General features: G+C 39.9%; 23 protein-coding genes. 7 read left to right on the top strand and 16 right to left on the bottom strand.

Annotation, left to right across the window (positions count from 1 at the left end):
- Positions 1-168: 168 nt before the first annotated feature.
- The 5 genes from ctaF to cyoE all read right to left on the bottom strand — a co-directional run bounded on the left by ctaF (position 169) and on the right by cyoE (position 5,072).
- On the bottom strand, positions 169-492 hold the full coding sequence (gene ctaF / locus HUX68_RS02285) for a cytochrome c oxidase subunit IVB (protein WP_174613133.1): 324 nt from the start codon (positions 490-492) through the stop codon (positions 169-171).
- 3 nt (positions 493-495) lie between these two features.
- The gene (locus tag HUX68_RS02280; RefSeq protein ID WP_174613132.1) at positions 496-1,116 is read right to left on the bottom strand and encodes a cytochrome (ubi)quinol oxidase subunit III; all 621 of its coding nucleotides are present in this window, start codon (positions 1,114-1,116) and stop codon (positions 496-498) included.
- A gap of 1 nt (position 1,117) precedes the next feature.
- Positions 1,118-2,971: a cytochrome c oxidase subunit I gene (gene ctaD / locus HUX68_RS02275; RefSeq protein WP_174613131.1), complete on the bottom strand. Its 1,854-nt coding sequence runs from the start codon at positions 2,969-2,971 to the stop codon at positions 1,118-1,120.
- A gap of 37 nt (positions 2,972-3,008) precedes the next feature.
- Positions 3,009-4,064 carry a cytochrome c oxidase subunit II gene (gene coxB / locus HUX68_RS02270; RefSeq protein WP_174613130.1) on the bottom strand — a complete coding sequence of 352 codons (1,056 nt, stop codon included), beginning with the start codon at positions 4,062-4,064 and terminating at the stop codon, positions 3,009-3,011.
- A 69-nt stretch (positions 4,065-4,133) separates the two neighbouring features.
- Positions 4,134-5,072, bottom strand: a complete 939-nt coding sequence (gene cyoE / locus HUX68_RS02265) for a heme o synthase (protein ID WP_174613129.1) — start codon at positions 5,070-5,072, stop codon at positions 4,134-4,136.
- 498 nt (positions 5,073-5,570) lie between these two features.
- Between cyoE and HUX68_RS02260 the strand changes: the two genes are divergently transcribed.
- Complete coding sequence (locus tag HUX68_RS02260; RefSeq protein ID WP_174613128.1) at positions 5,571-6,488, top strand: COX15/CtaA family protein; 918 nt, start codon at positions 5,571-5,573, stop codon at positions 6,486-6,488.
- A 94-nt stretch (positions 6,489-6,582) separates the two neighbouring features.
- Here the strand turns inward: HUX68_RS02260 and pyc are convergent, their stop codons facing one another.
- The 3 genes from pyc to HUX68_RS02245 all read right to left on the bottom strand — a co-directional run bounded on the left by pyc (position 6,583) and on the right by HUX68_RS02245 (position 11,658).
- Positions 6,583-10,026 carry a pyruvate carboxylase gene (gene pyc, locus HUX68_RS02255; protein WP_174613127.1) on the bottom strand — a complete coding sequence of 1,148 codons (3,444 nt, stop codon included), beginning with the start codon at positions 10,024-10,026 and terminating at the stop codon, positions 6,583-6,585.
- Positions 10,014-11,201 carry a putative lipid II flippase FtsW gene (ftsW, locus tag HUX68_RS02250; protein ID WP_174613126.1) on the bottom strand — a complete coding sequence of 396 codons (1,188 nt, stop codon included), beginning with the start codon at positions 11,199-11,201 and terminating at the stop codon, positions 10,014-10,016. Before ftsW ends, pyc begins: the two co-directional genes overlap by 13 nt.
- Positions 11,202-11,373: 172 nt before the next feature.
- Positions 11,374-11,658 carry an Fpa/YlaN family protein gene (locus HUX68_RS02245; protein WP_390350833.1) on the bottom strand — a complete coding sequence of 95 codons (285 nt, stop codon included), beginning with the start codon at positions 11,656-11,658 and terminating at the stop codon, positions 11,374-11,376.
- Positions 11,659-11,888: 230 nt separating this feature from the next.
- Between HUX68_RS02245 and HUX68_RS02240 the strand changes: the two genes are divergently transcribed.
- The gene (locus HUX68_RS02240) at positions 11,889-12,380 is read left to right on the top strand and encodes a hypothetical protein (RefSeq protein WP_174613125.1); all 492 of its coding nucleotides are present in this window, start codon (positions 11,889-11,891) and stop codon (positions 12,378-12,380) included.
- Positions 12,381-12,495: 115 nt separating this feature from the next.
- A complete protein-coding gene (locus tag HUX68_RS02235) occupies positions 12,496-13,101 on the top strand; it encodes a YhcN/YlaJ family sporulation lipoprotein (RefSeq protein ID WP_174613124.1) in 606 nt (201 codons plus the stop codon).
- 213 nt (positions 13,102-13,314) lie between these two features.
- Here HUX68_RS02235 and HUX68_RS02230 read toward each other — a convergent pair whose 3' ends face one another.
- Positions 13,315-13,605, bottom strand: a complete 291-nt coding sequence (locus tag HUX68_RS02230) for a hypothetical protein (RefSeq protein WP_174613123.1) — start codon at positions 13,603-13,605, stop codon at positions 13,315-13,317.
- A gap of 134 nt (positions 13,606-13,739) precedes the next feature.
- Between HUX68_RS02230 and HUX68_RS02225 the strand changes: the two genes are divergently transcribed.
- Complete coding sequence (locus tag HUX68_RS02225) at positions 13,740-13,943, top strand: YlaI family protein (protein ID WP_174613122.1); 204 nt, start codon at positions 13,740-13,742, stop codon at positions 13,941-13,943.
- A 28-nt stretch (positions 13,944-13,971) separates the two neighbouring features.
- Here HUX68_RS02225 and HUX68_RS02220 read toward each other — a convergent pair whose 3' ends face one another.
- Positions 13,972-14,289, bottom strand: a complete 318-nt coding sequence (locus HUX68_RS02220; RefSeq protein WP_174613121.1) for a YlaH-like family protein — start codon at positions 14,287-14,289, stop codon at positions 13,972-13,974.
- A 103-nt stretch (positions 14,290-14,392) separates the two neighbouring features.
- Between HUX68_RS02220 and HUX68_RS02215 the strand changes: the two genes are divergently transcribed.
- On the top strand, positions 14,393-14,605 hold the full coding sequence (locus HUX68_RS02215) for a DUF5325 family protein (protein WP_281355671.1): 213 nt from the start codon (positions 14,393-14,395) through the stop codon (positions 14,603-14,605).
- A gap of 15 nt (positions 14,606-14,620) precedes the next feature.
- Here the strand turns inward: HUX68_RS02215 and HUX68_RS02210 are convergent, their stop codons facing one another.
- Positions 14,621-15,430, bottom strand: a complete 810-nt coding sequence (locus HUX68_RS02210) for an inositol monophosphatase family protein (protein ID WP_174613120.1) — start codon at positions 15,428-15,430, stop codon at positions 14,621-14,623.
- Positions 15,431-15,571: 141 nt separating this feature from the next.
- The gene (locus HUX68_RS02205) at positions 15,572-15,763 is read right to left on the bottom strand and encodes a hypothetical protein (protein WP_174613119.1); all 192 of its coding nucleotides are present in this window, start codon (positions 15,761-15,763) and stop codon (positions 15,572-15,574) included.
- 205 nt (positions 15,764-15,968) lie between these two features.
- Here HUX68_RS02205 and HUX68_RS02200 point away from each other — a divergent pair, with 205 nt between their 5' ends.
- A complete protein-coding gene (locus HUX68_RS02200) occupies positions 15,969-16,586 on the top strand; it encodes a YktB family protein (protein ID WP_174613118.1) in 618 nt (205 codons plus the stop codon).
- A 262-nt stretch (positions 16,587-16,848) separates the two neighbouring features.
- On the opposite strand, the gene HUX68_RS02195 is transcribed toward HUX68_RS02200, so the two are convergent.
- The 4 genes from HUX68_RS02195 to HUX68_RS02180 form a co-directional block, all read right to left on the bottom strand.
- Positions 16,849-17,118 (bottom strand): UPF0223 family protein, encoded by a 270-nt coding sequence (locus tag HUX68_RS02195; protein ID WP_174613117.1) that lies wholly within the window; start codon positions 17,116-17,118, stop codon positions 16,849-16,851.
- Between the two features lie 12 nt (positions 17,119-17,130).
- A complete protein-coding gene (locus HUX68_RS02190) occupies positions 17,131-18,090 on the bottom strand; it encodes an NAD(P)H-dependent flavin oxidoreductase (protein ID WP_174613116.1) in 960 nt (319 codons plus the stop codon).
- Positions 18,091-18,210: 120 nt separating this feature from the next.
- The gene (locus HUX68_RS02185) at positions 18,211-18,315 is read right to left on the bottom strand and encodes a GapA-binding peptide SR1P (protein WP_174613115.1); all 105 of its coding nucleotides are present in this window, start codon (positions 18,313-18,315) and stop codon (positions 18,211-18,213) included.
- A gap of 395 nt (positions 18,316-18,710) precedes the next feature.
- Complete coding sequence (locus HUX68_RS02180) at positions 18,711-19,595, bottom strand: polysaccharide deacetylase family protein (RefSeq protein WP_174613114.1); 885 nt, start codon at positions 19,593-19,595, stop codon at positions 18,711-18,713.
- Between the two features lie 262 nt (positions 19,596-19,857).
- Here HUX68_RS02180 and HUX68_RS02175 point away from each other — a divergent pair, with 262 nt between their 5' ends.
- Entirely contained in the window at positions 19,858-21,381 is a 1,524-nt protein-coding gene (locus HUX68_RS02175; protein ID WP_174613113.1) for a glycine betaine uptake BCCT transporter, read from the top strand.
- The last annotated feature ends 158 nt before the right edge of the window (positions 21,382-21,539 follow it).

Genomic DNA, 21,539 nt, shown 5'->3' with positions numbered 1-21,539 from the left:
CATAAATGGATTCTGACTTTATTATAACGCATATAAGGGTGATTCACGCATTACTTATGTGACAAATTCAGAACAAAAGCGCATTTTGGTTGAACACACTGCCGGCAGACATAAGAAGCATGAAAGTAAAAAGAAGGCCGGGAACATTCCCGAGCCTTCTTAATTAGCTTACCACCAGGTAATGACACCTAATCCTGCAAGTGTCAGGACAGCTGCCCAAACACCTCCGTAGATCATGAATGCTGGCATACCATGGTCTTTATCTTTCATGTGCATGAAATAATAAAATTGGAATGCTACCTGTATAACTGCAAGAATGATGAGAACAGGTATGACAAACATTTTATCCATTGCACCGCTTATAACAATTCCAAATGCAATCAGTGTAAAGATAATCATTAAAGCAAATGTTATAAGCTGTTTTTTCATTTCTTCTTTATTTTTTTCCTTTTGATATGGATTAACCTGATTGGAATTGGTGTTGTCTGACATTGATTAACCCACCTTTCCCATTAAATATACGACTGTGAAAATGAACACCCATACAACATCAATAAAGTGCCAGTATAAACTGAATGTGTAAAATTTAGGTGCATTATACAAGTTTAATCCGCGTTTTGCATTACGTATCATCAAAGCAATGAGCCAGGCCAGACCAAATGTAACGTGTCCGCCGTGAAAGCCAACTAATGCATAGAACGCAGAACCGAATGCGGATGAACGGAAAGTAAATCCGTATTCGTGAATGTAATGTGTAAACTCATATAATTCACAGGCAAGAAATCCAAAACCGAGTATTGCTGTAATTCCAAGCCACAACTGCATCTTTTTAAAATCATTGTTTTTCATATGGTAAATCGCATAAACACTTGTTAATGAACTTGTAAGTAAAAGAATCGTCATCAGAAAGACAAGTTCAAGACCGAATAATTCATTTTCCGTTGGTCCGCCTGCCGCAGAGTTTCGCAGCGCGATATAAGTACCAAATAGACAGGCGAACAAAACTGTTTCACCGCCAAGGAAGAACCAGAAACCGAGAAATTTATTTTTCCCTTCAAGGGTGGCCTTCTCCGGTTCATTTGGCATTACTTCCGGATTTAAGGAATGATCACTCATATTAATCAGCCTCCCTTTCAAGTTCTTCTTTCGGAATATGGTGACCTAAGTCGTCTTTCAATGATCTAGTCAGCATGCAGCCCAACAGCATAGCCATGCCGCCGAACAGAAGAATATAAGCCCAGTTATAGTCCATATGATAAATAAATCCAAACCCTGCAATGAACAGTCCCAGACTCATCAGGAACGGCAGGAATGAACCATTTGGCATATGAATATCTCCAAGCGGTTCTGCGGGAGTCATCGTACCTTTTCCTTCTGTTTTTTCAACCCATAAAGGATCAAGTCCGCGAACCAATGGAACCTGTTTAAAGTTATAATGTTCCGGTGGAGATGCTGTTGCCCACTCAAGCGTACGGCCATCCCACGGATCATCTACGGCTTTTTCCCCTTTAACAGCGGTGTATACAATATTGTAGAAGAATACTATTACACCGAATGCCATGAAGAAAGCTCCAACCGTACTGATCATATTACCGGTATCCAATCCTGAACCTTCAAGATATACCCAATAACGGCGTGGCATTCCCATTAGCCCAAGAAAATGCTGAATGAAGAATGTCAGGTGGAAACCGATAAAGAACGTCCAGAAAGTAAGATAACCCAGTTTTTCATTAAGAATGCGTCCAAACATTTTCGGCCACCAGTAATGTAAACCAGCAAAAATACCAAAGATAGTTCCACCGACAATGACATAGTGGAAGTGTGCGACAACGAAATACGTGTCATGATACTGATAGTCAGCAACAACTGACGCAACCATTACCCCGGTCATACCACCAATCGTAAATGTTGGAATAAACCCGAGCGCCCACAGCATGGCAGAATTAATTTTGATTTGTCCGCCCCACATTGTTGCAAGCCAGTTGAATATTTTAATACCAGTTGGAACAGCGATTGCCATTGTAGCAATTGCAAAAATGGAGTTTGCAACAGGACCAAGACCGACTGTAAACATATGGTGGGCCCAGACCATGAAGCCTAAAAATGCAATAAGCATTGTAGCAAACACCATTGCTGTATAACCAAATAAACGTTTTTTAGCAAAAGTTGAGAATAAATCACTGAACACACCAAATAATGGTAATATCAGAATATAAACTTCCGGGTGACCGAAAATCCAGAATAAATGCTCCCAGATAATCTCGTTACCACCAAGTGATACATCGAAAAATGCAGATCCGAACATCCGGTCAAACATTAACAGAAACAGTCCAATTGTCAATGCTGGAAAAGCAAATAAAATCAGAACGCTTGTAATGAATGATGACCATGTAAACAACGGCATCCTCATATATGTCATGCCTGGTGCACGCATATTGATAATGGTTACAAGAAAATTAATACCACCAATTAATGTTCCGGCACCGGCTATCTGCAGTCCGATAACATAGTAGTCCACACCATGTCCGGGTGAAGTTGTTGAGAGTGGTGCATATGCAGTCCACCCCGCGTCAGGCGCTCCTCCAAGGAACCAGCTGCAGTTCAGAATTAGTCCCCCAAACAGGAACAGCCAAAAACCTAATGAGTTCAAAAACGGAAATGCTACGTCACGTGCACCAATCTGTAATGGCACGGCTGCATTCATTAATCCAAGTATCAGCGGCATCGCTGCAAGAAAGATCATCGTTGTACCGTGCATTGTCAGCATTTCGTTATACAGACCTGCACTGACAAAGTTGTTTTCAGGCTGTAACAGCTGAATCCGAATAACTAATGCTTCCAGTCCGCCTAGAATGAAGAAAAATCCGCCGCCGAAAAGATAAAGATGTGCAATTTTTTTATGATCGACGGTTGTCAGATAATCCCATAAAACGGCGCCGAAACTTCTTTTCTGAGTAACTGCTGTACTCACAACTTTTACCTCCTTTATTAACTTACGTCATTTATAATTATTTTTCTTTCGCATCTTTCGGTGTAATTTCAGATGGCTGCAGCTGCATCAGATAATCTGCAATCTTACCAGCCTCTTCTTTTGACAAGTCCGGATATTTACCAGTCATTTTATTTCCTGGCTTAACAGACTCCGGATCCATAATCCATTTCACCAGATTTTCTTTAGTCGGCTCCATTACACCAGCAATTCTTGTGCGATCACCAAAATTCGTCAAGTTAGGTGCCACCTGAGCTGGAGATGATCCGATAGCATGGCAGCCCATACAATTATTTTCCTGGAATAATGTCTTTCCTTCCTGAGCCACAGTGCTTCCAGGTTTGGCTTTGGGATCAACATTCTGCATATCATTTACCCATTGATCAAACTCTTCCTGACTTACAGCAATTACTTTAAAGTCCATCAATGAATGTGAAGGACCGCAAAGCTCAGCACATTTACCATAGTAGACACCTTCTTCATCAGCTTTAATGAACATGGTGTTTTCATTGGTAGGGTTAACATCCATTTTACCTGAAATAGACGGTACCCAGAATGAGTGAATTACGTCGGAGGATTTCATGTTCAAGTAAACCTTTTCACCTACAGGAATATATAAATCCTGGCTGGTCTGTATTTTCTTTCCTTCGTAATTAAAGTGCCACCAGTACTGATTTCCGGTTACTTCCACATTCAAATGTTCCTCCGCCTGCGATTGATCCGCAAGATCGAACGTCGCAATAACCGTCGGAACTGCAATAATGAGAAGTAAAATAATTGGAATAACTGTCCAAATTGTTTCCAGTGTTTTGTTTCCTTCAACCTGCTTAGGGATAAATTCCTTATCTCCTTTTTTCTTCCGGAAACGCACTAACACTATGATATAAACCAATAATACTACTGCAAAAACAAATAACATGATTACAGCGGTAAGAATAATTAAATCCATTGAAACCTCGGCACCATAGCCTTCTGGTTTAAGAGCACTCAGGTTTTCTTTGCCACATCCAGCCAGTACAAGCGCCAACAGGCTCAACAGAAAAAGTATTCGGGATTTACCCATCCAGCCTTTCATGTATGCATACCTCTCTTTCTTTTGTGATTTTTCCTTATGTCATAACTTTTTAAAAGTAAGGAACAATTTTCAGCCTAAGGGGAACATTGTTACAGCAACCATCACCAGAAAAAAGATGGTTAAGTAGTTCAACGAATAAATAAATACCATATTTGCCCATTTCAAATCATTCTTCATGAAAAAACCACTCAAACCCAGAGCAAGCCAGCCAACATTCAGCAATGTTGCTATAACAAGAAAAGTTGTCCCGAGTGTTGAAAGAAAAAATGGCAACGGCAGCAAACAGGCAATGTAGATAACAATTTGCCGTTTTGTAAAACCAAAACCATGTACAACAGGGAGCATTGGGATTCCGGCATTTCTATAATCCTCGGTTTTTTTCATTGCTAGGGCAAGAAAATGGGGTGTTTGCCAGATAAACATAATGAGAAACAGCACGATGGCTGTCAAATGAAGATCGGGATCAACAGCTGCCCATCCAATTAAAGGCGGAACTGCACCTGAAACACTGCCAATTGCCGTATTCAGCGTGTATTTACGCTTTGACCACATCGTATACAGTACCACATAGGTAAACCAGCCGATAAATGCGATTACAGCTGCCGATACCGATGCAAAAGATAATAAAGTGATCCCTATTAAAGTGGCAAACAAGCCCAGAATCAGTACATTATTTAATGAAATGCTGCCTGTTACGGTAGGCCGCTTTTTAGTACGTGCCATAACAGGATCTATATCGGCATCATACCAATTATTCATGATGCAGCCACCTGCGATTACCAATGCGCTTCCAATCATGGTAAATAAAAATATATCCCAATTAACAGCGAAAGACGCACCTGTAAAATACAAAGCAAGCCAAAATCCGGCAAATGTCGTTATCAGATTTGAATTTACAATACCCACTTTGATGAGCGATTTGATATCCGAAATTAACGACGAGCCTGAATCATTTGTTACAGTTGCACTACCTATTAAATGTGAAGAATCAGCCTCCACTTTATTCATTACATAAATCCCCCCTTCAGTGCCCGGTTTAATTGCATGAAAAAATCCAAGGCATTTATATCTTGCCTATGTCACCCAAAAATATCCACTGTAAATCAGCCTAATTGTATCACGGAATATGAATACAATCTATTCAACTACACAGTCATGTCTATTCTACAATTTATTTACCCTGCTAAATGTGACAAATTTGTGAAAAAAGCTATGTAAAATAAATGAAAGGCTTCACCAGCCTTTACCGAATTCAAACAATTTATGTAGTTTTCCCATGATAGCAGGCACAATGGCATGAAGGTCAGCAAATATTCCCTACTTTATTTCTAGCAAACAACTGTAAACAATGCAAGGGTTTTTTGCTTTTTTAATGAAAATAGTGTGAAATCGTATCTATATTTCACGAATTCCTTCCAGCATATGTTATAGTAACATTTGATTGCGGTTATATCGCTTAAAATATCTTGATTTGATTATTAATTCGACAAAAAGCGAGGAAGACATATGATTAGAATATTAAAGTGGCTTTCAGTAGTATCAACATTGGGAATGGTATTTGTACTCCTCGGGGGAGCCCTTGTCACCAAAACAGGTTCAGGAATGGGGTGTGGTGCCAGCTGGCCGCTTTGTCACGGGCAATTTTTGCCGGGAACCATTACACCGGAACTTGTCATAGAGCTTAGTCACCGACTTGTTTCAGGAATCATGGGGGTTGTAGTGCTGGCCCTTTCCATCTTATCCTGGAAATATCTTGGACATGTGCGTGAAGTGAAATTTCTGTCCTTTTTATCCTCTTTCTTTTTAATAATGCAGGCATTAATCGGCGCTGCAGCGGTTGTCTGGAATCAGTCTAATTTTGTGCTAGCTACACATTTTGGCATTTCACTCGTTTCATTTGCAGCTATTTTTCTGCTGATGTTATTGATTTTTGAGATCGACAAAAAATTTGACGCCGACGCACTGTTTATCCAGAAAAAACACCGAATGGAAATATATTGCATTATTATTTATACATTGGCAGTTGTTTATACCGGAGCTTTGGTGCGGCATGCCCACTCCAGTCTGATTTGTCCCGACTGGCCTTTCTGTTCGAACAGCGATCCGCTGGCGCTGTCAGGATTTAACCTGCAGGAGTGGATTCAAATGGGACACCGGCTGGCTGCCGGCATCCTGTTTATCTGGACAATAATACTGTTTATTAAAATGATAAGGAACTACCGGAATAACCGTGTTATGTACTGGGGATGGATTGTAACAGTTTCTTTCATTTCACTGCAGGTGTTCCTTGGAGCAATGATTATATTCACAATGCTCAACTTATGGATAGCCTTATTGCACGCGTTTATAATTTCATGTTATTTTGCGATGCTGAGCTATTTTGTACTACTTTCCAAAAGAAGCGGAAAAAACAGAACGAAATAAAATTGTATACAAAAGGACTACAAAAGGACAGGGAAATGGATCTAATCCATTTCCCTGTCTTTTTTAGCAGTTAACTATGGCCTTCTAACACTTACTATTCAAACTCAATCAGCAGGTCATTCACTGCGATGGCTTCACCATTTTTAACATGAATATCTTTGATGACCCCTGAAAACGGTGCCTGTACCGTTGTTTCCATTTTCATTGCTTCTGTAATAAGTAAATGATCACCTTTTTTAACTTTTTCTCCTTTATTGGTTATTACTTCTACAACTGTTCCAGGCATGGTTGCTCCAATATGCTTCTCATTTCCGCTATCAACTTTTGGTCGTGTTTTAATTTGCGGTTTAACACTTTCATCTTTTACGACTACTTCACGGGATTGACCATTTAACTCAAAATAAATAACCCGGGTGCCATCAGGCTGTGGTTCAGAAACAGAAACCAGCTTCACAATCAGCGTTTTACCCTGCTCAATTTCAACCTCGATTTCTTCTCCAAGACGCATACCATAAAAGAAAGTAAGCGTATCGAGTACGGAAAGATCACCATATTTTTCAGTGAAACGGTGATGATCCATAAACACCTTCGGATAGAGTGCATATGAAATCAGATCAAAGCTGGTCACCTGACGATCCAACGTTTTAAATAAAGATTCTTTCATTTGTGTAAAATCAATTGAGTCGAGTAATTCACCAGGGCGGACTTTAATTGGTTCCTTCCCTTTCAGAATGATGCGCTGCAACTCTTGCGGGAAGCCCTGATATGGCTGACCGAGATACCCTTGGGCAAACTCAATTACTGAGGCAGGGAAATCAATCGATTCACCGCGCTCATAAATGTCATCTTCCGTAAAATCATTTTGTACCATAAATAAGGTCATATCTCCAACCACTTTGGATGACGGAGTTACCTTTACAATATCACCAAACATTTCATTTACCTGTCTGTATGTCTCCTTCACTTCATTCCAGCGATGACCAAGACCAACTGCCTTCGCCTGCTGTTGAAGGTTACTGTATTGCCCGCCAGGCATCTCATGAAAATAAATCTCGGTATGTGGTGCTTTCATGCCGCTTTCAAAATCCTGATAATAATTACGGATACCTTCCCAATAATGAGCAAGTTTTTCATAGGATCCCACATTTATTTTCGGCTGACGGCTTGTCCCTTCCAGCGCATGATACAGAGTTTGAGCACTTGGCTGGGAAGTCATACCTGCCATTGGACCGCATGCTACATCGACTGCATCCACGCCGGCATCAACTGCCCTGGAATACATATGAATACCATTACCGCTTGTATCATGGGAATGAAGGTGTACCGGCAAATCGACCGTGTCTTTTAATGTGCTTATCAGTTGATAAGCTGCTTCAGGTTTTAACAGGCCGGCCATGTCTTTAATGCCAAGAATGTGTGCACCCGATGCTTCAAGCTCTTTGGCAAGGTTTTTATAGTAATCAAGATCATATTTTGTTTTGCCAGTATCAAGAATATCCCCTGTATAACACATGGCAGCTTCGGCAATTTTATTATTTTCACGGACGAAATTAATTGCAGGTTTCATACCTTCCAGCCAATTGAGGCTGTCAAAAATACGAAATACATCAATGCCTGCTGTTGCGCTTTTTTCAACAAATTCCTTAATCAGATTATCAGGATAATTTTTATACCCGACAGCATTGCTGGAACGAAGCAACATCTGGAATAGCACATTCGGCATTTTTTCCCTGAGTTTTAGCAGACGCTGCCACGGATCCTCTTTCAGGAACCGGTATGAGGTATCAAAGGTAGCGCCACCCCACATTTCAACCGAAAAAAGCTGTGGTACAAGGCGTGCAGTCGGTTCAGCTATCTGCAGCAGATCCTTCGTACGTACTCTTGTTGCAAGTAATGACTGGTGTGCATCACGGAACGTTGTGTCTGTCAGCATAACTTCATTCTGTTCCTTCAGCCAATCTGCCAAATATTCCGGTCCATGCTCATCCAGAATTTGCTTCGTACCGGATGGAAAATCTTCCAGCTGATCAATTTTTGGTACCGGGGGTTTCTGCAAGGACGGTTTTTTCTTATTTTCAATTCCTTCAAATCCGTTTACTGTTGTATTACCAATATATGTGAGCATTTTGGTTCCACGGTCTTTACGTTTTGGAAAGACAAACAGTTCAGGTGTCTGATCAATGAATGTTGTACTGAACTGACCTGATAAAAAGTTACTGTGCTGAATGACATTTTCCAAAAATGGAATGTTGGTCTTGATTCCACGAATCCGAAATTCTTTTAAGTTTCTGACCATTTTTTGTGCAGCTTGATCAAAAGTCAATGCCCATGTAGAAACCTTCACCAGCAATGAATCATAATGCGGTGATATTACTGATCCTTGGAAACCGTTCCCTGCATCCAGCCGCACACCAAAACCACCGCCGGTTCGGTACGCCATGATTTTTCCTGAATCCGGCATAAAGTTATTCAATGGATCTTCTGTTGTAACACGGGACTGGATGGCAAAACCATTAGTACTGATATCACTTTGCTCAGGAATTCCAATGGACGATTCATGGATATTCATTCCTTGCGCAATTTTCAGCTGTGTCTGAACAATATCAACACCAGTAATCATTTCCGTAATTGTATGCTCGACCTGTACCCGCGGATTAACTTCGATAAAATAAAATTCATCATCAGTAACCAGAAATTCCACAGTACCTGCATTCAAGTAGTCAACATTTTTTGCCAGCTTTACCGCAGCTTCACAAATTTCCTTCCGTAATGACTCAGGAAGTGAAACGCTTGGGGCGATTTCGACAACCTTTTGGTGACGTCGTTGGACGGAACAATCCCGTTCAAATAGATGAACGATGTTTCCATGACTGTCTCCAATCACCTGAACTTCTATGTGTTTTGGATTTTCGATTAATTTTTCAACGTATACTTCATCACTGCCGAACGCAGCACGAGCCTCAGATCTTGCACGATCATATGCTTCGGACAACCCGCTTTTATTGCGGACAATCCGCATGCCTCGGCCACCACCGCCAAGAGATGCCTTAATAATGATTGGATAACCGTGCTGGTCGCCAAATGCTTCTATTTCATTTAATGATGCTACAGGACCATCGCTCCCCGGAATCACCGGAATGTCAGCCTTAATGGCCTGCTCTCTTGCTTTTACTTTATCTCCAAACATATTTAAATGATTGCTCGTTGGTCCGATAAAGATGATTCCTTCTTCTTCACAGCGGCGGGCAAAATCAATGTTTTCGGATAAAAAACCGTATCCCGGATGGATTGCATCTACACCTACGTTTTTGGCTGTTTCAATCACGCCTTCAATATCCAGGTAGGCATCAATTGGTTTTTTGCCTTCTCCTATTAAGTATGCTTCATCAGCCTTATAACGATGATATGACCCACTGTCTTCCTTGGAATAAACGGCAACTGTCCGTATGTTCAGTTCCGTGCAAGCCCGAAAAACACGTATAGCTATTTCACCTCGGTTTGCCACCAGTACTTTTTTTATCTCTTTTACTTCACCCATGTTTTTCCTCCTCTATTTTTAAATACATTGCTCTCATTAGTTATTTGTCTGTTTTCCGGTTCCGTTTCTTGTTCCTTCTTTTTAACCGATTTAGCAATATTGTTCAGTATCCCCATGGAAATCATCATGACAAGCAATGATGAACCTCCATAACTGACAAATGGCAGCGGCACCCCTGTTATCGGGAGCAGCCCGGTAATTGCACCAAGATTAATAAAGGCTTGAACTCCAACCATTGATGAAATACCAATCGCTAACAATGCACCAAAGCTTTCTCTGCTTTTTCTTGAGATGAAAAACCCGCGTAATACAATAATACTTAACATTCCCAAAACTACTGCAACACCTATGAAACCAAGTTCTTCGGCAATCACCGCCATAATAAAATCAGTATGTGGTTCAGGCAGATAACCTAATTTCTGTACACTATGGCCAAGCCCTTCTCCATCAAGTCCGCCCACGCCAATGGCAAGATATGACTGGATCAGGTGATAACCATCCGTATCGGGGGTTTCAAAAGGCTGATATGCACCTGTGAATCTGGAAATCCTTTCGTCTGTCACCATGCTCGGAATTGCCAGAGCCACCAGCGACAATCCAATTAACACAAGGATTGAGAGGTGTTTGAAACGAATTCCCGAGCTAAAAATCACGGAACAGGCTATTAAAAATATGATGGCAGCTGTTCCAACATCCGGCTGCATTAAAATAAGACCAAGCATCAAAGCTGTTAATACTAACGGCGGCAGTACACCTTTGTTAAATTCCTGAATATACTCCTGTTTTTTGGAATAAACAGAAGCTAAATACATAATTAAACCCAGCTTGGCAAATTCAGAAGGCTGCATGCTGACCGGACCCAAATCAAACCAGGATTTTGCTCCATTTACAACTGATCCAAAAATAAGTACGCCGATAAGAAGAATCACAATCGACAAAACGATTACCTTCATCAACTTCTGGTAATACTTGTAAGGGAAAAAGCTGGTAAAAGCAAAAGCTCCCATCGAAATAATAAACCACTGAATTTGCTTCACCAAAAAATGTGTGCTTTCAAAGCCTTGTACCACTGCAAATACCATGCTGGCACTGTAGATCATGACGATACCGAATCCTGTAAGAAGAACAGGTGTAATCATAAGTGTAAAATCGTAGTTCCCTAATTTCTTTATCATCTTTGTTCTCCCCGATATATGTATTTCATAATAACAGATGAAATAGAAATTTCAAATAGTATAACACATTTTATCGAATATTGTAACATACTTCTATTTCATCCGTTTTAAAACAAAAAAACCTTGCCACTATGAAATTCGGCAAAGTTTTTGGTAAAGTTGTAACATGACATTACACGGACTTCTGTGCGGTTTCATGTAAAATATTGAGCTGCCTTTCCAAATTCTCCAGAAGTGCTTTACCTTCATTTTCGCTGATTAAATTTAAACGAACAGCAAAATCAATTTCCCTGGAAAGCCCAAACATCTGCGTATCAAGAACTTCCTCATAGAGAGGACATTGCGGCATCGTTAAATTTTCTATTTGTACTTCTATTAGTCTTAGTATTTTATCAGCATCAGCCTTCAGAAGGGCATAGGCTTTTTCACGATGAGTTTCTGTCACCTCAGGAATCATTAATATCCCCTCCATTGAAAAGACTTTCTTCTTTACTATATTATCGTTAGCAAGAAAAAAATGCAAATAAAATCAGGAAAATACCACTGTTATTTTTTTAGAAACTCATATGTTGGCCGAATAGAACAAATGTCGTTAAAAGAAAAATTCAAGTCCTGTTTCCTATACCGTGAAAATTTCCCGTGTGTCTGCTATCCTAGAAAAAGATTGAATTAGAAAGGTGGTAAAATATGATTGTACCAATCCTGGGTAATGTTACATATAAGATTACGTTAGACCCTACTGTTTGGATCTTTGATGACAGGAAAGTGCTGCTTGACGAAGCATTTCAGGATAATAAAAATGAAGAGGATCAGACCAACGATGAAATAAAGCAGGCATCCGAACGATGGGACCGTGCAGTATATCAGCAAAAAATCAATCCACCAGTCAACCGCAGCATTTCCCGATTTGAACGGGAAAAGATTTTAGTTAATTCATACGTCATGCCGATACGGGATTTCCTCGAAAATGCCGGAATCAGCAATGACGCAACGGGAGTAACACTTGCTACGAAAAACGGTGACGTTGAGCTTTCAATTGACGAATTGCTTGATAGTTATTTTCTTTTCGCAATCGAGGGAAAGCCGCTGAAAACCGATGGTCCGGTCCATTTGTATTTTAAGGATGGTTCCAATAAAGACAATCCGATAACCGGTGTCGAAAAAATTATTATAAACTAATCTGATACAGCTGTTTACAACAATGTGAACGGCTGTTTTTTCATGTATATTTTAAATAATTCCATGCAAACTATGAAGACAGTAATTCCGTCACAATTTTAAAGGAGGAGCAAATATGCTGTTACGTCTAGGGATACTGTCTATTGCATCCATCATGTTAGTAACCGGTTGTCAGCAAAACCAGGAAGAACAATCATTGCCGTCAGAGGATGCAAATAACAACAATCGCATTGAACAAATAGATGATTCAGATCCGATGGAGAAACAAAATTTGAGCAACAGTGAGATAGCTGCACATCTGTCAAATGTAGCAAGTGAAGTGCCGCAGGTAAATGATGCAGCTTCAGTGGTTGCCGGTTCCTATGCTGTTGTCGGCATTGACGTAGATAAGGATCTTGACCGGTCCCGGGTAGGTTCAATCAAATATTCAGTACTCGAAGCTTTGAGAGAGGATCCATACGGTAAAACTGCAGTTGTAGTTGCCGATGGTGATGTCGTGCAGCGGTTGCGGAATATGGGGGATAAAATCAGTCAGGGATACCCTGTTCAAGGCGTAGTTGATGAACTGTCGGCAATCGTAGGAAGATATATGCCGGATTTTCAGATAAATGAAAACAGACCGGATGAACCGGATCAAAATAAGAAAATTACACCAAAGGAAAAAGAAAAACAGCTGGATAAGGCGGAAGAGAACCAGTCAAACCAGTATAATCAGGAATGATTGAAAACTAGGATGTCTTCATTCTTTCGGATTCATGCCATGCATGGAAGAAATCGTGGATATTACAGCTATTTTCGTGGATATCTCACCCCAAACCGTGGATATTGACTTCATTTTCGTGGATATCCTCACCGAAAACGTGGATATATAATTTCTCCTTGCAAAATCCATTAAAAAAGGTGCTTTCTGAAATCAGTCAGAAAGCACCTTTTTTTACTTTAAATCTTTCTTCTCTTCCTTTGCTTCATTGTAATATTGCACACCGAATTGTGACCCTTCTGACACCATTTTGGAATTTTCCTCTTGTGACGGCACGTCGGATTCCAGCTGGTCCGGTTTCCCGGCCTCATCTAATGTCGAATCCTCCTGATTGTCCATCAGCTTATCCTTTACAGCATCTACCTTACCTTTTAATTTGTTTCGGTTTTCTTCATTCTTCAGTAAATATCCTGCAACTCCAGCACCAATTGCTCCTACTGCCGATGCAATATACCTTTTTCTCATCAAATCACCTTTCCTGTATTTTGCTATCTGGTCTACCTATTCCCATCCTATTTTCTTGTAAAACCTTTTCTTTTATGCAAAGACAAGTCATGTTATAGTTAAAAAAGAAGCCTAATTTTTTGAGGTGAGTAAAAATGAAGGTGAAATGTGTTCTATGTGATACTATTCAAGATATAGATAGTCAGTCGTTAAAGGCAAAACGGTTAAGGAATCGCAGAATTCATATGTATTTGTGCCGTGAGTGTGATCAACGAATCAGTGTAAAAACAAAACAACGACATGCAACTGGTAAATTTCACTTATATGAAGAAAAAAAGAAAAGCGACAGTCTAATCTAAAAAAAGCTCCCGTATCAGGGAGCTTTTTTTAGATCTTTTCTTTTGTTTCATATTTCCTTTTCCGCTCCTTATGCAAACGAAACCGGTAAATGCCCAGAATTAGAGACATGATAATCAGACTCTCGGTAATCGGATATCCCACCACACTGAAAAAAGTAATAATAATTGATCCAAACGCAAGCAATATGTATACCAGAACAGATTTTAATAATGGCAATTGACGGGCAAACCCCAGTTTATAGGCAATTGCTGCAAAAATTAAATTTGCAAAATAAAATATAGCTAACTCATGACCATGAAAATGTTCAACAACAAAGTCAAAAAGCGGACTGAAATTTGTATTCATTTAGATCCTCCATTACCTGCTTTCATTAAAACTCCTCTACTATCATACTAAATCTTGCTCTTGCATGCTAGTTAAAAAAAAGTCGATTTTGTGATATTCTTAAGTGAATAGAATATTACTGCTTACGATTGAAGAGGTGTCATCATTGAAAAATATCAACATACCGATGCTGTTATTGGCAACTTTAGTAATTCTTATGTTTGTTTTAGTCGGAATTGCGATTGCCTTTCGCAACATCTGGTTCGTACTTTTATTTATCTTATTAGGCTTCGGTTTTATGGGATTTGGACTATCACTCAAACGCAAAAGAAAGTGACCCGATACATCGGTGTCACTTTCTCCCTTTTTGCAAATAATCATCAATAATCCGTCGCTGGATCGCGGGATTACATGCAACGATTGTATTTTTGCCGAGAAAATTAATATCTTCACCCCATGCATTTGTCGAAATGCCCCCCACTTCATTGACAATTACGCACCCGGCAGCAATGTCCCAAGGGGCCAGACTCATGGAGATATACCCGTCAATAATTCCTTCCGCTACATAAGCGAACTCCAATGCGGCAGATCCATAAAGACGTGTGCCTCGAATCGTCCTGACGAAATGCTCCATTACTTTTTCATCAACCAGCCTGTTTTCACATAACCAATAATGGTTCATTCCGATGATAGATTCAGTTATTTTCCTGTCAGCAGGAAGCATTGGCAAATTAAAGTCATTTTTATACGCCCCCTCCCCTCGCTTGGCACTGTACAAAATATCATCCATCACATTATAAACAAGGCCAATTTCACCAATTCCATCATGATAAATACCTACGGAGATAGCAAAATTTCTTTTCTGGTGGACGAAATTCATCGTTCCATCTATCGGATCAATAATCCAAACCGTTCCTTTTAAATTCTTTAAATCATCACCGTATCCTTCCTCACTGATAATCAGATGATCCGGAAAGGCACGTTTTATACGGCTGACAAAAAAATATTCTGTATTCTTATCCATCGTTGTTACAAGGTCGTTCGGGTTTGATTTCGTGTTAATTTCAAGAGGAGCACCAATTTGATCTCTTATAATCGATCCAGCTTCCATAACCCATTCTTTAGCTTGATTGTATAATGTATTGCGTGTTTCCAATTCCATATATTATCCCCCATTGTGTTGCCTGTCTATTTTAAATCATACCAGATTAGAGGGTATAATTCACGAAATCGTGCCGCAATTAAATGACCCCAGCCTGTTCATTAACACATGAACATATGTAACATGGGGTCATTGAACCATTTATTCAGTTTCCGCTTCCAAAAGCTGTTGGTGCAATTTTTTCAAACGCTCTTTAGATTTTATAATTTCAACCTGATCATGTGCCTGCAGTGCATCATGCAATGTTACCAGTTCATAATCTATTTCCATTCGAATAACGGGCAATTTTTCCTGCGCTTCTTTTTTACGCAATGCTTCCATTACATATTTCAATACACCCACACCCTTTCAGATGGCTTTTATTATATATATGATACTTCAATGTAAAAGGTTCACCCATTATCAATTGCTTATATTACAATCCCCTTTTTTGCAATATTTTAAACATCAAAAACGGTAACACTTGACTGTTAGTGCCACTTAGCTAATAATAATAATTATAATTTGTAATAAGACAGCATGGAAAGGATGTAACAAAATGGGTTTCAGAGGATTTTCAAAAAACGACTTTAACGCGTTTCAGATTAATGGCTTAGATAGCCGAATGGAAGCAATTCAGGAACGCATTCAGCCAAAATTCAAAGCAATCGGTGAAAAACTGTCGGACAATCTTGAAGACATGACAGGTCATGATATGTACGTTCATATAGCCCAGCATGCCAGAAGAACGGTGAACCCGCCAAATGACACCTGGATGGCATTCTGTCATAATAAGCGCGGCTACAAAAAACATCCGCATTTTCAAATTGGGTTATTTGATGACCACTTGTTTATGTGGCTTGCCTACATTTATGAACTGCCGGACAAGCAGCATTTTGCAGAGACATTCCTGGAACATATAGATGATATAAAAGAAACCATCCCAGGTGATTTTGTTATTTCGCAGGATCATATGAAAAAAGATGCAACGGCTTTATCTGATATTGATTTGGAGAAAGCACTCACCCGTTTTAAAAATGTAAAAAAAGCTGAATTCCTGATTGGAAAACATATCACTCCAACTGACCCTGTATTGAAATCCGGAAAAGCATTTATTAACGAGGCAGAAGAAACATTCCAAAAACTTGCGCCACTCTATAGAATTTCTATGGAGTAAAGGAAATTAATCAATAAGATGACAAAGAGGCTGGGACAAAACAAGTATGTGTATAAGAAAAGACGAACGATACTCTATTTTAGCGGAGGAAATATACGTAGACTCCTGCGGGAGGACAGGCCTAGGTGAGACTCTGAAGTGCGTAGCACGAAGAGGCTCAACAGCCGCCCGCGGAAAGCGAAGTATATTTCCGGAGCGGTTGAGTCCACCTTTTAATTCGTTTTTTCTTTGTGATAAATCACCTTTTGTCCCAGCCTCTTTCTTACTTCATCTTTATAAACTTTCCCTCAGTATTTCGAGCTTGTTTCACAACTGGATAGCATTTATAGCCGGACGCCTTTTCAAACGTTGCGAAGTATGTTTTTTCTTCACTCTTTGCAGGGACAATCGACTTAAACCTGTTATATGCAGCCAATACATCGTCCCGTCTCACCTGCTTTTCATAGGCATTTTCAATCAAGTTGAAAAACTGAACCACATCAATAATTTCCTGTTTACTCCAAGACTCGTCAAACGGATAATGATAACTCACTTTTTCACCACCTCACTCTGACCATCGTCTGGCGACCGATTCAGCTTCTTCAACCATCGAAGTTATTAATTCATTGACTGTCGGGACATTATTAATTCTCGCTGTACTCTGTCCTGCCCAGCCGAATCCTTCATCAGCATCCCCATCGTAAATATACCGCTTATTGGCTTGACCGCTTATGTATGCTTTTAATGAATCATAATCCCCATGTGATTCCTCAATATCTAATATCTTGTCCGTCCAGGCATTTTTTAATGCTCGTGCAGGTGTACCGAGAGAGCGCTTAATGACTACGGTCGCATTTTCGTCTGCATCCAATATTGCCTGTTTATATGACTGGTGTGCATGAACACATTCCTTTGTTGCAATAAACCTTGTTCCCATTTCAATTCCTTCCGCTCCAAGTGTTAGTGCAGCAAGCATCCCCCTTCCATCAGCTATTCCGCCTGACACAATTACCGGAATGGATACTGAATCCACCACTTGCGGTGTCAGTACAAACGTTCCAATATCACCTCGTCCAAGATGACCACCGCCTTCCTGTCCAACTACCATAACAGCATCGGCACCCAGTTCTTCCGCTTTTTCCGCCTGTCTTCGTGCAGCAGTCAGCACCAATTTTTTGATGGGATGGCCTTTCACCATATCAAGAACACCTTTTGGATTTCCACCAGTAACGGAAATGGCAGAAACTTTTTCTTCGATAGCAACTTCAACCATGTGTTCATAGGCTCTGCCATGCTGACCAATTGCAAAGTTTACACCAAATGGCTTGCCGGTCATTGTCCGTACTTTTCTGATTTCTTCCCGTAATTCATCCGGTGTGGAAAGACTCATTGCTGTTATTTGCCCCAGCCCGCCCGCATTGGACACTGCAGCAGCCAAATCCGCATAAGCCAGATAAGCAAGCCCCCCTTGGATGATCGGATAATCAATATTGAATAATTCCGTAACCTTTGTATTCCAGTTCATATAAGCATCTCCTTTTTTCTCATCTTACCATGCAGTCTACTTAAAAAACTACCTTTAGAATTTAACTAAAATCGCGCACAAAAAAACTGCATGGACGCCATGCAGTTTCTCTATTTCGCGTTAATTTTCATCGCAAGTCGGACATGTTCCATAAAGAGTAGTAACTTTTTCATCATCAAAATGCTCAATTACCTGCTGACAATCCTGACAAACAATCGTACCCATATGGCACACCTCCTTTTTCAAAAAATTCATTATAACATTGTAAGATGATTATAATATGACACAATAAAAGAATCAACCCTTAATTAGTATAACATATTAAAGTTATTATGTTTTTGTTCATTGAAGAACAGAAAACTTAAATTCTTTCTATGAAAAAGGGGCTGAGACAAAACAAATATATGTATAAGAAAAAACGAACAATACTCTATTTTAGCGGAGAAATATGCGTAGACTCCTGCGGGAGGAAAGGCCTAGATGAGACTCTGAGTGCGTAGCACGAAGAGGCTCAACAGCCGCCCGCGGAAAGCGAAGTATATTTCCGGAGCGGCTAAATTCCTCAATTAAGTTAATTCGTATTTTCTTTTGATAAAATACTTTTGTCCCAGCCTCCACAATTACTGTATGGTTTTAATCTGTTCAGGCTCGACCATTTCATATCCTTTATCCCTGAGCCCTTTAACAATGGCTGGCAGCGCCTTGGCCGTCCATTTTCGATCGTGCATCAACAAATTGGCACCCGGTTTCAGCAAACTGTATGGAACATCAACTGCCGGCCCCTTACCGGTAACCATCGCCTTAGTTAATTTTTCGGCATCCATGTACGGCTTAAAATAGTCGTAGCCATATGTCCAATTCATCACGATCATTCCTTCATCAGCTGCTACTTTCCTGGAATAATTCGTGTTTTCACCATGCGGTGCTCGGAAAAACTTCGGCTTCTCACCGATAATTTTTTCTATAAGATTGTTTAAGCGAATGATTTCTTCCTTTTGTTCTGCTTTGGACAAATCCGGAAGAAAAGCATGACTATATGTATGATTTCCAATTGCAAATCCCATGGAATGGATTTTGCGAAGGACTTTCTTTTCCTTATCAGTGTTCAAAAAATGACCATTTACGAAAAAGATAGCTCCCGCGTTCATTTCCTTAAGTGTCTTGGCCATTTTTAGTGCGTATCTATCCGGCGCATCGTCAATGGTGAGTAAAACCACTTTTTCATCGACATTTTTTTGTAATGGTATGACAGACGATGTATCTTCATCTATTTTATATGTTGGTTTTGGCACCTCGTCACTTGTCTGCTTAGCTTGATTCATCTCTTTTTCTTGCTTATTATTTTTGTCCTTTTCAAAATCATTGTTTTTTTCTTCTTCTTGCTCATTTGACAGCTCTTGCTCGACTGGTTGATCAGCATCATTTTCTTCATCAGCTGTCCCTGTGTTACTGCAAGCTGTTGTCAAAAACAATAACACCATTAAAAACCATACAGTTTTCTTCATCGGAAATTCCCTCCTTGCTATTTTCAATTGTTTTCACCATTATATCGTATTGAGGATAAGCCAGGCTATAGATCAAAAATAAATTGTTTATTATATCCAGGAATAGGTTATATATTAAAGAATCTGCAGGAATGGAATCACCGTAATCGGTAAAGATAAGGACAGCATATTTTTGTTGAAGAATTTAGCCTCATATGTTTAAATACAACAATGTGTTCTTTTAGACAACCCTACAATAAACTACATAGAAAGGAATGGAATAATGCAGAAAGTTACAAGAGTATTTTGGATTTCGGCTATCGTAGCAATACTTTTCGTCATTTGGGGTATAATCCCAAAAAGCGTGCTGCCGAATGCCAATTTGAATAATGTTACATCGATTATTCAAGCATTTATCGTAAACAAATTTGGTTGGTTTTATTTACTCAGTGCCACTACCTTTGTCGTGTTCTCTATCTATCTTATCTTTTCCAAGTACGGTAAAATTAGGCTTGGTAAACCTGGAGAAAGACCAGAGTATTCCTATATAACATGGTTCGCGATGCTGTTTAGTGCCGGTATGGGGATTGGACTTGTGTTTTGGGGTGCTGCAGAACCTCTCAGCCATTATTACACACCTCCATATGGTGACCCAGGTACAGGAGAAGCTGCTAAAACAGCAATGCAGTTCAGTTTTTTCCACTGGGGATTACATCCATGGGCAGTCTATGCAACACTTGCTTTGGCTTTGGCCTATTTCAAATTCAGGAGACAGTCACAAGGACTTGTCAGTTCCATACTTGAACCGCTATTTGGCGATCGGATAAAAGGTGCCTGGGGAACAGTGGTCGACTTTATTGTTGTATTTGCAACTATTTTCGGTGTTGCAACATCACTCGGATTCGGTGCCATTCAAATCAGCGGGGGGTTCTCTTTTGCGCTTGGAGTGCCTAACACATTCACTGTGCAGTTAATCATTATTGCAATCGTTACAGTTCTCTATATGATTTCAGCTATGACCGGTTTAAATAGAGGTATTAAATATTTAAGTAATGCAAATATTATCCTGGCAATATCATTAATGTTGTTTCTGCTGATTGCCGGACCGACTAATTTCATTATGAATTTATTTACAACAACGTTTGGAAGTTATATTCAAAACCTTCCAAGTATGAGTTTTCGTATGACGCCATTTAATCCGGAGAATACATGGATTAAAGATTGGACCATTTTCTATTGGGCTTGGTGGATTGCATGGGCCCCATTTGTTGGTACATTTATTGCCCGTGTTTCACGGGGACGTACAATTCGGGAATTCGTTTCCGGAGTTCTGCTTGTACCTACCATATTCGGTGCAATCTGGTTCTCTGTATTTGGCGGATCTGCCATAAACCTGGAGCATTTCCAAGATGTCAATATTATGCAGTATGTAAATGAAATCGGAACAGAAGCAGCATTGTTCGCAGTATTGGAGCAATTTCCACTTGGAACTGCTATGTCTCTGATTGCTATCCTACTCATCAGTACATTCTTCATCACTTCTGCAGACTCGGCAACGTTCGTACTGGGAATGCAAACAACCGGTGGAAGTCTTTATCCGCCAAACCAGGTGAAATTTGTCTGGGGTATTATACAATCTGCTGCTGCCACTGTACTATTATGGCAGGGCGGTCTTCAGGCATTACAAACTGCTTCCATCATTGCAGCTCTTCCGTTCGCGGTTATAATGCTGCTGATTGTAGTCTCACTGATGAAAGCATTTAGGCAAGAAGCTAAAGAAATGGAAATGAAACGCAAAAAGAATTAAAAAAACGGGTCCGGTAATTTTATCCGGATCCGTTTTTTTAGCAGCGTTTAAGAGAAACTTTTTTATGTGAGATAGAAGACTCACACAGTCTACCAGGAATAGCGGTAAATATGCTTTCCTTAAGCGAAAGTTCCACCTATACGTCCCAGTTGCATAAA

Source organism: Virgibacillus ihumii, assembly GCF_902726655.1.
Taxonomy (GTDB): domain Bacteria; phylum Bacillota; class Bacilli; order Bacillales; family Amphibacillaceae; genus Lentibacillus; species Lentibacillus ihumii.
The sequence above is the reverse complement of the archived record's forward strand: the minus strand, read 5'-3'. Positions and strand labels throughout refer to the sequence as shown.